The sequence below is a fragment of the Rhizobium sp. Root1212 genome, from assembly GCF_001424985.1.
GTDB lineage: Bacteria > Pseudomonadota > Alphaproteobacteria > Rhizobiales > Rhizobiaceae > Pararhizobium.
The window spans coordinates 1,213,173-1,224,740 of the sequence record NZ_LMDA01000001.1; the positions used below are offsets into that span (position 1 = coordinate 1,213,173).

Consider the following 11,568-nt stretch of genomic DNA (forward strand, 5'->3'; position numbering starts at 1 on the left):
TTGAAACGCAGGCGCGACCGAAGGGGCCTGCAGAAAATGGTTTCCCTCCCGTTTGAAAGAGAGCGGGGCGTGCCTGTGGGGCACACAGGAAAACGGCCAAACAGCCGTCTTCGCAGAGGAACCGGAGTTGCAGGTAAAAACCACCGAAACGGGACACATCGCGTGTCACCACTCTACCAATCCCTGAGGCACCCGATGTGTCCCGGCCGATTGATCCCAAACCACGGGCGCCCGGCGCCGCGTGAACGCGGCAGCGCGCCCTGCCGGGCCGGGTCGGCGCAAAACCCTTCCGGCCAGCCGACGCACTTTCACCGAAACCGCAAAGAAATCTGTAGGTTTCCGCGACGACGATTTGATATAGACAGGCCCGACGCCTCACGATCAAACAGGAAATGTCCCATGGCAAGAATCGTCAATGTCGCCGTCCAGATGGACCACGTATCGGGCATCAACATCGCCGGCGATTCCACCTTCGCCATGAGCCTGGAAGCTCAAAACCGCGGCTACAAGCTCTTCCACTATACGCCGAACCAGCTTTCGCTGCGCGACGGCAAGGTCTACGCCACCGTCCAGCCGATGCAGCTGCGCGACGTCAAGGGCGACCACTACACACTCGGCGAGGCCGAACGCATCGACCTCTCGACCATGGATGTAGTGCTGCTGCGCCAGGACCCGCCCTTCGACATGGCCTATATCACCTCCACCCATCTGCTGGAGCGCATCCACCCTAAGACGCTGGTCGTCAACGACCCGGCCTGGGTGCGCAACTCGCCTGAAAAGATCTTCGTCACCGAATTCCCGGACCTGATGCCGAAGACCCTGATCACCCGCGACCCTGCAGAAATCGCCAGCTTCCGCGCCGAGATGGGCGACATCATCCTGAAGCCGCTTTACGGCAACGGCGGCGCCGGCGTCTTCCATTCCGCCCGTGACGACCGCAACATGTCGTCGCTGCTCGAAATGTTCGGCCAGATGTTCCGCGAACCCTTCATCGCCCAGGAATACCTGCCGGCCGTGCGCAAGGGCGACAAGCGTATCCTGCTCGTCGACGGCGAACCGGTCGGCGCCATCAACCGCGTCCCCGCCGAAAACGACGCCCGCTCCAACATGCATGCCGGCGGCACGCCCATGCCGACGGAACTGACGGCTCGCGAACGCGAAATCTGCACCCGCATCGGCCCGGCCCTGCGCGAACGCGGCTTCCTCTTCGTCGGCATCGACGTGATCGGCGACGTGATGACCGAAATCAACGTCACCTCCCCCACGGGCATCCGCGAGGTGAAGAAATTCGGCGGCGCCGACGTCGCTTCCCTGCTCTGGGATGCCATCGAACGCAAACGCGCATAACGAAGACAACCCAACGCAAGCGGGCCTATGACAGAGCCGGCGCAGAGATCCCTCTGCGCCACTTCGCGCCGGACCTCCGAAAGACTGCCTCCCCGCGCTGCCACCGGCCACATGGCTCCTTCCGCACATCGGCTCTCACCGCACCACGACCCTTTCGGCGCAGAGGCCCGCCCTTCACAGCACCACAATCGAAAGCCCTGCAAACGTCCTTCCCGTCCGGCGTGAAGGCGGCACGCAGCCCAAAAGATCAAACGCCAGAACGGGCACCCGACCCGAAATTCCCTCCCTTGCGTCCCCATGGAAAACCGAGGACGAAACAAGAGCGCAAACAGCTCCCGCCACGGAGACCGGCCCTCACCGCCCCATTTTCAAACTCGAAAAATTTCCGCTACGCAAACTCCCCGCCCGACCAGACGAGGCTATGATCGATATCAACGCAACCTGACAAGGAGTAAGCAGGTAACAGGCCGGTTGCTGCACCCGGTTGTTCTCCTTTGTTCGCGCAAAACAACCTAGCACAACCCGAATAATCGTGTCCCGCGAAATCGTTCGACAATTGTTCTTGTTTTATTCCGCATTCCGTGCAAGATTTCCTCACACAACCTGATGAAAAGACGGAAACGGGCTTTAGCCGGCCTGATGCGGAGGGGCGGGCATGGTTGCACGGGTCAATACGGTTGCATTCCAGGGCATAGAGGGCCTGCCCGTCGATGTGCAGGTCATGGTTGCGCCGGGAAAACTCGGCATGCACATCGTCGGCCTGCCGGACAAGGCCGTTGCCGAAAGCCGCGAGCGTGTGCAAGCCGCCCTTCATGCCTCCGGGCTGTCGCTGCCGCCCAAGCGCATCACCATCAATCTCGCCCCGGCCGATCTTCCCAAGGAAGGCAGCCATTTCGATCTCCCCATCGCGCTCGGCCTGATGGCGGCGCTCGGCGCGATCCCGGCGGATGCGCTTGCCGCCTATGTGGTGATCGGCGAACTCAATCTCGACGGCACCATCGCCGCCGTCGCCGGCGCGCTGCCGGCCGCCATCGGCGCCAATGCGCTCGACAAGGGCCTGATCTGCCCCGCCGACAGCGGCCCCGAGGCCGCCTGGGCCGGCGCCGATATCGATATCCTCGCTCCCCGCAGCCTGATCGCGCTCGCCAATCATTTCCGGGGAACCCAGGTCCTCTCCCGGCCGGAACCGGCGATCCGCGCCAATGCCGCCAACATGCCCGATCTCGCCGATATCAAGGGCCAGGAAAGCGCCAAGCGGGCGCTCGAAGTCGCCGCGGCGGGAAACCATAATCTGCTGATGGTCGGCCCACCCGGCTCCGGCAAGTCGATGCTCGCTGCCCGTCTGCCCTCGATCCTGCCGCCGCTTTCGCCGGCCGAGCTGCTCGAAGTCTCGATGATCCATTCCATCGCCGGCCAGCTCTCCGGCGGCAAGCTTTCCGATCGCCGCCCCTTCCGCACGCCCCACCACTCCGCCACCATGGCGGCGATGATCGGCGGCGGCGTGCGCGCCAAGCCGGGCGAAGCCTCGCTCGCCCATCATGGCGTGCTCTTCCTCGATGAATTTCCGGAGTTCAGCCCACAGGTTCTGGATGCCCTGCGCCAGCCGCTGGAAACGGCGCAATGCATCATCGCCCGCGCCAATCACCGGGTGTCCTATCCGGCCGCCGTGCAGTTGGTTGCAGCCATGAACCCCTGCCGTTGCGGCATGGCCGGCGAGCCCGGCCACAGCTGCGCCCGCGGCCCCCGTTGCGCCGCCGATTATCAGGCGCGGATTTCCGGCCCCCTGCTCGATCGCATCGATATCCGCATCGATGTCCCGGCCGTTTCGGCGAACGATCTCATCCGCCCCGGACAGTCGGAACCGAGCAGCAGTGTCGCCGCCCGCGTCGCCCTTGCCCGCGAGTTGCAGCGCGATCGTTTTCTCGCCGCCGGTCTGCCGGAAATCACCACCAATGCGCGCTGCACGACGACGATGATCGAGACCCTGGCGCAACCGGATGCCGGCGGCTTGCAATTGCTGCGCGATGCCGCCGAAAAGATGAGATTTTCCGCCCGCGGCTACCACCGCGTCCTGAAGGTCGCGCGCACGCTTGCCGATCTCGACGGTCAGGAAACTGTCGGCCGCATCCATATCGCCGAGGCGATATCCTATCGAATGCCGGGCGAGCGGATGACCGTGGCGGCATGAGGGACGCATGGAGATTGGGACCGCTCGACCGCAAACATCAAACGCCGCGCAACCGTCTGGAAGCGCGGCGCCGATAAACGGGCAGGCCCGTGTTTCAGGAACCGAGACCCTCGAAGAGCGCGGTCGAAAGATAGCGCTCGGCAAAGGAGGGAATGATCACGACGATCGTCTTGCCCTCGTTTTCCGGCCGCTGACCGATCCTGATCGCCGCCGCCAGCGCAGCCCCCGAGGAGATGCCGACCGGAACCCCTTCGAGCCGGGCAACATGGCGGGCGGTCTCGATGGCCTCGGCGCTGTTGACGGTGACGACCTCGTCATAGACGGACGTATCGAGGATGGCAGGCGCAAAGCCGGCGCCGATGCCCTGGATCTTGTGCGGGCCGGGCGCCCCGCCGGACAGCACCGGCGATTCCTCGGGCTCGACCGCGATCACCTTGACCGATGGCTTCTTCGCCTTCAGCACCTGTCCGGCGCCGGTGATCGTACCGCCCGTGCCGACGCCCGAAACCAAGATATCGACCGCGCCATCGGTATCGTTCCAGATTTCCAGCGCCGTCGTCTTGCGGTGGATTTCGGGGTTGGCCGGGTTTTCGAACTGCTGCGGAATAACGGCATCGTCGAGGGTTTCCGCCAGTTCCTGGGCCTTTGCGATCGCGCCCTTCATGCCCTTGGCGCCTTCGGTCAGCACCAGTTCGGCGCCGAGCAGCGCCAGCATCTTGCGGCGCTCAACGGACATGGTTTCGGGCATGGTCAGGATCAGCTTGTAACCCTTGGCGGCGGCGGCAAAGGCGAGCGCGATGCCGGTATTGCCGGAGGTCGGCTCCACAAGGGTCGTCTTGCCGGGGGTGATCTTGCCCTGCGCTTCGAGGGTTTCGATCATCGCCACGCCGATGCGATCCTTCACCGAAGCGATCGGGTTGAAGAATTCGAGCTTCGCCAGCAGGTTGGCCTTCACGCCCTTTTCGCGGGCCAGCTTGTCGAGGCGCACGATCGGCGTATCGCCGATCGTCTCGGTGATGGAGGAATAGACTCGGCCGCGGCCGGGTTTGCGCTGATCGGACATGCTCGTCTCCCATATGGTTGTGGACCCAAGATAGGGTTGCCGCGCGGCAATAGCGAGAGCGCGGGGGCATCGCGGCTGCCGGCAGCCGAGAAAAAAACGGCCTGTGGCTCCGCGATTGGGCGAATGATTTTCTCAGGCCGCGCGGGTCGCGATATAGACGGCGGTCGATCCCAGAATGCCGGCCGCAATCCGGTTCAAGGAACGCAGCGCCTTGGGCTGCTTCAGCAGGGCGCGGGCCCGCGATGCCAGGAGGATGTAAGGGATCAACACGGCCATCAGGACGACGAAGGTCGCGCCGACCAGAACCGCATAGGCATTGAGACCGATCGCGTGCAGATCGATCAGCGTCGGCACGAGCGCGACGTAAAACAGCATCGTCTTCGGATTGCCGAGCGTCACCAGGAGGCCGGAGAGAAAGGACATGCCCATGCTGCCGCTTTTCCGAGCCGTGATGTCCTGCGGCAGAAGCCCGGCGGTCCAGAGCTTGTAGGCGATATAGACGAGATAGAGCGCGCCCAGCACCTTGATGACCATGAAGGCCGTAGTGAAGGTCTGCGCCACGAAAGCCAGGCCGAGGATCACTGCCGTCAGGTAGACGAGATCGCCGAGAATAAGCCCGAGTCCCATGAAGAAGGTTTCCCGAAAGCCGGACCCCAGAGCACGCGCGACGATCGCCGTCATGCCCGGACCAGGGATGGCCGCGGCGATGAAAAGGGCGCTGCAATAGGCCAGCAGAATGCCAAGGGACATGATGGTTCGCTCCGGTTCGTGCCGCCGATTTCTACGCTTTCGCAGCCCCGCTTTCAAGCGCCGCCGCCGGGCGTATCGGATGCGCGTCCGCCGTGCGAAACCCGGCGGCATCCGTGTCGGACGACGCGTTTCGGGGTGTCGAAAAAACATCACCCCGCCAGCGGGAAAAAACGCAAGGCAACGTTATATGAGACAAGACAGTCGCTTGCGGTCGAGGCATCGTTGCGATCGTCCATCGCCGGTTTCTTACCCTTATCGCCTGTTTACCCGTCCAAGCTGCAAGGAGAAAACCATGTCCCCGACTTCCGCTGAAAAACGCCGTCTTGCCCCGCTGGCAACGCCATCCGGTCTGCCGTCCAACGCGATATCAGATATTTCCGCTGCCCTGACAACGCTGCTGGCCGATATCTTCGCGCTCTATTTGAAAACGAAGAATTTTCACTGGCATATGTCCGGCCCGCATTTCCGCGACTATCATCTGCTGCTGGACGAGCAATCCGAACAGATTTTCGCAATGACCGACGATGTCGCCGAGCGTGCCCGCAAGATCGGCGGCACGACATTGCGCTCGCTCGGCCATGCCGCGCGGCTGCAGCGCATTCCCGACAACGATGCCGATTACGTGACGCCTGAGGATATGCTGGCCGAACTTTGCGAGGACAACAAACATCTCGTTTCGCTGATGCGCGAGACCCATGGCCTCTGCGACGAACATGGCGACGTCGCGACCGCCAGTCTTCTCGAAAACTGGATCGACGAGACCGAGCGCCGCACCTGGTTCCTGTTCGAAACGACCCGCCAGGCGAAGTGATATCGCCCCGTTGCCGCAGGCCTCGCCTGCTCCTGAGGACGCAGCGCCGGGACGTCGGCGCTGCCTTTGGCTTTTCAAAGGTGAGGTCAAGCCGTCCGGCGACGGACGAGAAGCCGGCGCGGCTGCCAGCCGAGCGTGATACCGGCTGCGGCAAGCAGGATGACGGCGGAGCCGGCCATTTGCATCGGCTGCAGCTGGTGGTCGAGCGCAAAGCGATCGACGAGGATCGCCACCACCGGATAGAGAAACGACAGCGCTCCGGTCAAATGGGTCGGCAATTTCTGGATGGCTCCGTAGAGTAAGACATACATCAGCCCTGTGTGCACGCCGCCGAGCAGAAGCAGGTTGGACCATACGGCGGCAGAGCCCGGCAGTTCGCTCAGATGAGCGAGCGGGGCCAGCATCGCCGTTCCCGTCAGCACCTGGATCAGGGCGATCAGATGCGGTGGAGTGCCTTTCAGCTTTTTTGCGGCCAATGCGGCGAACGCATAGAAGAAGGCGGCGCCGAGAGCCAGAAGGATGCCCAGAAGATATCCCTCCCCGCCGCCGCTCTTGCCCTCGACGATCGCCAGCATGCCGAGGAAGGAGAGGGCGAGCCAGAATAGTTTTTCGCCCGTAATTTTCTCGCCAAGGAAAAGGGCGCCGAGGCCCAGCAGCATGAACGGCTGGGTGTTGTAGACCATCGTCGCGATGGAGATGGAAGAGTGGCTGTAGGAGGAGAAGAGCAAGAGCCAGTTGAGGACGATGGCGACGCCTCCGGCCACGGCGATGAGAAACTTTCGCTTTGTAAGATTATTCTTACGAAAAAGGCTTAGCCGGGCGCAGACCAGGGCGAGGACGACGGCACCGATTGCGCAGCGCCAGAAGACGACATCGATGACCGGCAGGCCGGACATCAGAACAAACCAGCCGATCGTTCCCGAAATCAGCATGGCCGCTATCATCTCCAGTTGGCCGCGCCGGATCTGCTCGTTTGCCATTGTTCTTCTCCTGTCTGATAACGGGCGGATCGTAGAGCGTGATGAAAGTGTTTTACATGGCCTCAGGAAGGTGAAATGCTTTTCTTACCTTTCATTCTGAGGCGAAACTGGCAATTGTGCTGCGAGGCTTTATGCTGGACGATCTTGATCGCAAACTTTTGGATATCCTCTCGACCAATGCCCGCATATCGCTGAAAGAGCTGGCGGCGGAAGCGGGCCTTTCTTCGCCAAGTACGGCGGAGCGGCTGCGCAAACTCGATGAGCGCGGCGTGATCACCGGGTACACCGTCGATGTCGATCCCGTATCGCTTGGCTACAGGTTGCAGGCGGTCGTGCGAGTTCGGCCGATGCCGGGCATGCTGCATATCGTCGAGAAACTGATCGTGGAAACGCCCGAATTCATCGAGTGCGACAAGGTGACGGGCGATGACTGCTTTATCGCCAAGCTGCTGGTTAAGGATATGGAGCAATTGGACAAAATCCTCGACCGCATAGCGGAAAGGGCCGAGACCAATACCTCGATCGTCAAATCGAGCCCGGTCAAACGCCGGCTGCCGCCGTTGCTTCCCTGAACACAGCAGTTCCTTCTTTTGGCACCGATCCGGGGCATCATGACGGCATCTTCCACTATTCTCGAAAAGTATCGACGCGGGCTCATATCCCTGCCGCTGTCGGCAGTCTGGCGAGGTCATGGCTCTGCTCTTTTCCTGGAGTTCGGACACCTCTCACCGCAAATGAAACGCAATGGCTCCCCGGCAAATCCGCAGGGTGACTTCACGGTCATGATCGAGTGGAGCTGGAGAATCGAAAATGACGACTCCATTCTATGCGGAAGCTGGAGTGACGAGGAAAATTGGGACGAGATTTTCAGATCTTTGATCGGTCGGAAGGTTCAGGACATTTCCGTCTTCGGGCGTCTCCCGGAACTCGCTATTGCGCTGACGGGTGGACGGCACGTGACGTCGTTCATGACCGCCGACGGTCAGCCTGCATGGGCGGTTTTCGATCGCTCGGTTGACCCCTCTCAAGCCGGCTGCGCCTCGGTGCGGGACGGTGAAATTTATGAAGAATAGCGCGTTGCTCAAGGAGCGACGCCGCGTTTTGTTGGGAAAGCTCTCCCGTCGCTATCGAGCGGCGAAACGAGAGAGGCTTAAAATCCCGCCATCGGCGACAAGGCGAGCAGCCTTGGCAACGGTATTTCCCCGCGAACCATCAGGCCGGCATAGGCGTTTCGCTCCGCGGGTTCGCCTGCCCACTCCAGCCGGTCCGGCGGAAAGCAGACCGTGATCTGGTCTGTAGTCTGGCCGATGACGGCAAGTACCTGGGACAGCGGCGGTATTTCGGCGGCGACGAGATCGAGAATCGACAGGCCGGATTTACCGCTCTGCCATGCCACGATGAGATCAAGCGCGGCGCTGTAGCTCAGGCGGATTTCGGGATCGAATGCAGGGTTGAGCAGGAACATCTCGGCCTGTCTCAGGACGGCAAAGCGGCGGGAGACGGGTGTGCGGTGTTGCAGGAGGCGCTGGGTGAGGAGGAGATCATCGGCACTGTTGAGATCGAGCGATCGTCCGACGGGGATGGTGCGATCTGCGGCCGGTGCGGGTCCTCGGAAATCATATTCCGTCACCGTGCGGAAACCATGGGCTTCGTAAAGTGCCGGCTTGTCGGTGAGCAAAAGTTCCAGTTCGCAGCCGCCTTGTTTGGCGGCGGCGAAGGCGCGGTGCATCAGGTCGCGGTAGAGGCCGCGGCCGCGCCATTCCGGGCGCACAGCGCCGGATTGGTAACCGACCGCATGGACGGATTGGCCGTCGACGATGAGCGGCATGGAGAACAGGCTGAAATTGGCGACGCAGCGGCCGGCCTCGTCGAAATAGCCGAAAGCGCGGCTGGTCGGGTCGGGGCCGCCCAGGCGATCGAGCTGGCCGACATCGATGCCGAACGTATCGTGAATCAGATCGATCAGAGCGCGCCAAGCCTGGGGATCGGCGAAATAGTCTTCACGGTAGGTCAGGCCGTCGGGCATCAGATGCCGGTGGAGCCGAAACCGCCCGCGCCGCGCGTCGTATCGGTTGTTTCGCTGGCTTCGCAGATCGTGACTTGCGTGACCGGGGCGATGACCATCTGGGCGATGCGCATGCCGCGCTCGACGACGAAGGGCTCAGCGCCGTGGTTGATCAGCAGTGCCTTGACCTCGCCGCGGTAATCGCTGTCGATGGTGCCGGGGCTGTTGAGGCAGGTGATGCCGTTCTTGAAGGCGAGGCCGGAGCGCGGACGGATCTGGGCTTCGTAGCCGGCGGGGATTTCGAAGATGAAGCCGGTGGGGATAAGGGCACGTTCGCCGGGCTGCAGGGTGATGGCAGCATCGGCCTCGACGGCGGCGCGCAGGTCCATGCCGGCGGCGCCTGCGGTCTCGTAGGACGGCAGGTCGAGGCCCTCGCCATGGGCCAGGCGGACGAGTTTCAGGAGCGGGCGGGTTTCGTTGTGCAAGGTCATGGGGCATTACTTTGCCCTCGATGGCCTGAGGTCAATTGCAATCGCGGCCTAAAATCGTTAGATAGCCGGCAATTCCACAGGATTCATGATCATGGCCGAAAGCCTCGCCGAGGCGGTTTCCCGCCGCCGTACCTTCGCGATCATCGCGCACCCGGATGCGGGTAAGACCACGCTCACCGAAAAGCTGCTGCTGTTCGGCGGCGCCATTCAGCTTGCCGGTGAGGTCAAGGCCAAGAAGGATCGCATCCAGACCCGCTCCGACTGGATGAAGATCGAGCGCGAGCGCGGCATCTCTGTCGTGACCTCGGTCATGACCTTCGAATATGAAGGCAATGTCTTCAACATTCTCGATACGCCCGGCCACGAAGACTTCGCCGACGACACCTATCGTACGCTGACGGCTGTCGATGCGGCCGTCATGGTCATCGACGCCGCCAAGGGTATCGAGCCGCGGACGCTGAAACTGTTCGAAGTCTGCCGCATGCGCGACATTCCGATCATCACCTTCATCAACAAGATGGACCGCGAAAGCCGCGATCCTTTTGAAATCCTCGATGAAGTGGAAGAGAAACTGGCGCTCGACACGGCGCCGGTGACCTGGCCGATCGGCCGCTCCAAGACCTTTTGCGGCTCCTATCATCTGGCCGACAATACCGTGCGCGGCTCCGATACCGAGGTAACGCCGACCAAGGTCAATGGGCCGCAGGCCGTGGCCGGCCGGTTGCCCGAGAATGAGCGTCAGGCCTTTATCGACGAGACCGAGCTGGCGATGGAAGCCTGCCGTCCCTTCGATCGGCAGGCCTTCCTTGAAGGCCATATGACACCGGTGTTCTTCGGCTCGGCGCTGCGGAATTTCGGGGTGCGCGACCTGATCAATGCGCTCGGCGCCTTTGCACCGCCGCCGCGCGACCAGGTGGCGGATATCCGCACCGTGCACGCCGCCGAAGACCGCATGACCGCCTTCGTCTTCAAGATCCAGGCGAACATGGATCCGAACCATCGCGACCGCATCGCCTTTGCCCGCATCTGCTCCGGCAAGCTGGAGCGCGGCATGAAGGCGCGTCTGGCACGCACCGGCAAGCAGCTCGGGCTCACCGCGCCGCAGTTCTTCTTTGCGTCGCAGCGGCAGCTGGCGGATACGGCCTATGCCGGCGATGTCGTGGGTATTCCGAACCATGGGACGCTCAGAATCGGCGATACGCTGACCGAAGGGGAAGCTCTGGTGTTTCAGGGTGTGCCGAACTTTTCGCCGGAAATTCTGCGCCGTGTGCGGCTAGAAGATGCGATGAAGGCGAAGAAGCTGAAGGAAGCGCTGCAGCAGATGGCCGAAGAGGGCGTCGTGCAGTTGTTCCAGCCGGAAGACGGATCGCCAGCGATCGTCGGCGTCGTCGGGGCGCTGCAGCTCGATGTCTTGAAGGAGCGGCTGCAGGCGGAATATGGGCTGCCGGTTTCCTTCGACATGGCGCGGTTTTCCGTCTGCCGCTGGATCTCGTCGGACCAGCCGGCGGAACTGGACAAATTCCTCACCGTCAAGCGTGGCGATATCGCCCGCGATCTCGATGGCGATCCGGTTTTCCTGGCGCAGGACAGCTTTTCGCTGCGCTACGAGGCCGAGCGTTATCCGGCGATCAAGATGGTCGCGATCAAGGAATATCACGTCGCCAAGGCGGCCTGATTTCGGCTCCTTTTCCATCGATTTTCAAACCGCCCTTTCGGGCGGTTTGTTCGTTTATGGCCCCTTCCCTTCAAAAAAATCTGCGTGACAGCCTTCGCCATCTCTGCCACAACAGGGGCGAAAGACAGGGGCGTCTGGCGAAAGCCGGGCTGAGAAGCACCCTTTGAACCTGAACCAGATCATGCTGGCGGAGGGAGTCGTTTCGGCCTGTCGCATCACCGCGCTCGCCCTCACGCCCGCCCCCGTCACGAAGGGGCC

General features: G+C 62.3%; 11 protein-coding genes and 1 riboswitch. Of the genes, 6 read left to right on the plus strand and 5 right to left on the minus strand.

Annotated features, from left to right (window positions below):
* Positions 1–399: 399 nt before the first annotated feature.
* Both gshB and ASC86_RS05765 read left to right on the plus strand, forming a co-directional pair.
* Positions 400–1,347: a glutathione synthase gene (gene gshB, locus ASC86_RS05760; RefSeq protein WP_056317315.1), complete on the plus strand. Its 948-nt coding sequence runs from the start codon at positions 400–402 to the stop codon at positions 1,345–1,347.
* Positions 1,348–2,002: 655 nt separating this feature from the next.
* Positions 2,003–3,535, plus strand: coding sequence for a YifB family Mg chelatase-like AAA ATPase (locus tag ASC86_RS05765; RefSeq protein ID WP_056317318.1), 1,533 nt, complete (start codon positions 2,003–2,005; stop codon positions 3,533–3,535).
* Between the two features lie 94 nt (positions 3,536–3,629).
* On the opposite strand, the gene cysK is transcribed toward ASC86_RS05765, so the two are convergent.
* Complete coding sequence (cysK, locus tag ASC86_RS05770) at positions 3,630–4,598, minus strand: cysteine synthase A (protein WP_056317321.1); 969 nt, start codon at positions 4,596–4,598, stop codon at positions 3,630–3,632.
* A 132-nt stretch (positions 4,599–4,730) separates the two neighbouring features.
* Positions 4,731–5,348, minus strand: a complete 618-nt coding sequence (locus tag ASC86_RS05775; RefSeq protein ID WP_056317323.1) for a LysE family translocator — start codon at positions 5,346–5,348, stop codon at positions 4,731–4,733.
* A gap of 292 nt (positions 5,349–5,640) precedes the next feature.
* Here ASC86_RS05775 and ASC86_RS05780 point away from each other — a divergent pair, with 292 nt between their 5' ends.
* Positions 5,641–6,159 (plus strand): DNA starvation/stationary phase protection protein, encoded by a 519-nt coding sequence (locus ASC86_RS05780; protein WP_056317326.1) that lies wholly within the window; start codon positions 5,641–5,643, stop codon positions 6,157–6,159.
* 86 nt (positions 6,160–6,245) lie between these two features.
* Here the strand turns inward: ASC86_RS05780 and ASC86_RS05785 are convergent, their stop codons facing one another.
* Positions 6,246–7,139 (minus strand): DMT family transporter, encoded by an 894-nt coding sequence (locus tag ASC86_RS05785; protein ID WP_056317328.1) that lies wholly within the window; start codon positions 7,137–7,139, stop codon positions 6,246–6,248.
* A gap of 131 nt (positions 7,140–7,270) precedes the next feature.
* Between ASC86_RS05785 and ASC86_RS05790 the strand changes: the two genes are divergently transcribed.
* On the plus strand, positions 7,271–7,711 hold the full coding sequence (locus tag ASC86_RS05790) for an Lrp/AsnC family transcriptional regulator (RefSeq protein ID WP_056317331.1): 441 nt from the start codon (positions 7,271–7,273) through the stop codon (positions 7,709–7,711).
* Positions 7,712–7,750: 39 nt separating this feature from the next.
* A complete protein-coding gene (locus ASC86_RS26485; RefSeq protein ID WP_244477526.1) occupies positions 7,751–8,212 on the plus strand; it encodes a hypothetical protein in 462 nt (153 codons plus the stop codon).
* 77 nt (positions 8,213–8,289) lie between these two features.
* On the opposite strand, the gene ASC86_RS05800 is transcribed toward ASC86_RS26485, so the two are convergent.
* Positions 8,290–9,165, minus strand: a complete 876-nt coding sequence (locus ASC86_RS05800; protein ID WP_056317334.1) for a GNAT family N-acetyltransferase — start codon at positions 9,163–9,165, stop codon at positions 8,290–8,292.
* Positions 9,165–9,635, minus strand: coding sequence for a dUTP diphosphatase (dut, locus tag ASC86_RS05805; RefSeq protein WP_056317336.1), 471 nt, complete (start codon positions 9,633–9,635; stop codon positions 9,165–9,167). The genes ASC86_RS05800 and dut overlap by 1 nt, the downstream gene beginning before the upstream one ends.
* Before the next feature lie 91 nt (positions 9,636–9,726).
* Here dut and ASC86_RS05810 point away from each other — a divergent pair, with 91 nt between their 5' ends.
* On the plus strand, positions 9,727–11,310 hold the full coding sequence (locus ASC86_RS05810; RefSeq protein WP_056318321.1) for a peptide chain release factor 3: 1,584 nt from the start codon (positions 9,727–9,729) through the stop codon (positions 11,308–11,310).
* Between the two features lie 116 nt (positions 11,311–11,426).
* A riboswitch (TPP riboswitch) is annotated at positions 11,427–11,523 on the plus strand.
* Positions 11,524–11,568: the final 45 nt, after the last annotated feature.

What these genes read in the sequence shown, in the direction of transcription:
- ASC86_RS05785 (WP_056317328.1), bottom strand. Translation starts at nt 7,139, where the DNA reads ATGGCAAACGAGCAGATCCGGCGCGGCCAACTGGAGATGATAGCGGCC.
- ASC86_RS05810 (WP_056318321.1), top strand. Translation starts at nt 9,727, where the DNA reads ATGGCCGAAAGCCTCGCCGAGGCGGTTTCCCGCCGCCGTACCTTCGCG.
- ASC86_RS05800 (WP_056317334.1), bottom strand. Translation starts at nt 9,165, where the DNA reads ATGCCCGACGGCCTGACCTACCGTGAAGACTATTTCGCCGATCCCCAG.
- gshB (WP_056317315.1), top strand. Translation starts at nt 400, where the DNA reads ATGGCAAGAATCGTCAATGTCGCCGTCCAGATGGACCACGTATCGGGC.
- ASC86_RS05780 (WP_056317326.1), top strand. Translation starts at nt 5,641, where the DNA reads ATGTCCCCGACTTCCGCTGAAAAACGCCGTCTTGCCCCGCTGGCAACG.
- ASC86_RS05775 (WP_056317323.1), bottom strand. Translation starts at nt 5,348, where the DNA reads ATGTCCCTTGGCATTCTGCTGGCCTATTGCAGCGCCCTTTTCATCGCC.
- cysK (WP_056317321.1), bottom strand. Translation starts at nt 4,598, where the DNA reads ATGTCCGATCAGCGCAAACCCGGCCGCGGCCGAGTCTATTCCTCCATC.
- ASC86_RS26485 (WP_244477526.1), top strand. Translation starts at nt 7,751, where the DNA reads ATGACGGCATCTTCCACTATTCTCGAAAAGTATCGACGCGGGCTCATA.
- dut (WP_056317336.1), bottom strand. Translation starts at nt 9,635, where the DNA reads ATGACCTTGCACAACGAAACCCGCCCGCTCCTGAAACTCGTCCGCCTG.
- ASC86_RS05790 (WP_056317331.1), top strand. Translation starts at nt 7,271, where the DNA reads ATGCTGGACGATCTTGATCGCAAACTTTTGGATATCCTCTCGACCAAT.
- ASC86_RS05765 (WP_056317318.1), top strand. Translation starts at nt 2,003, where the DNA reads ATGGTTGCACGGGTCAATACGGTTGCATTCCAGGGCATAGAGGGCCTG.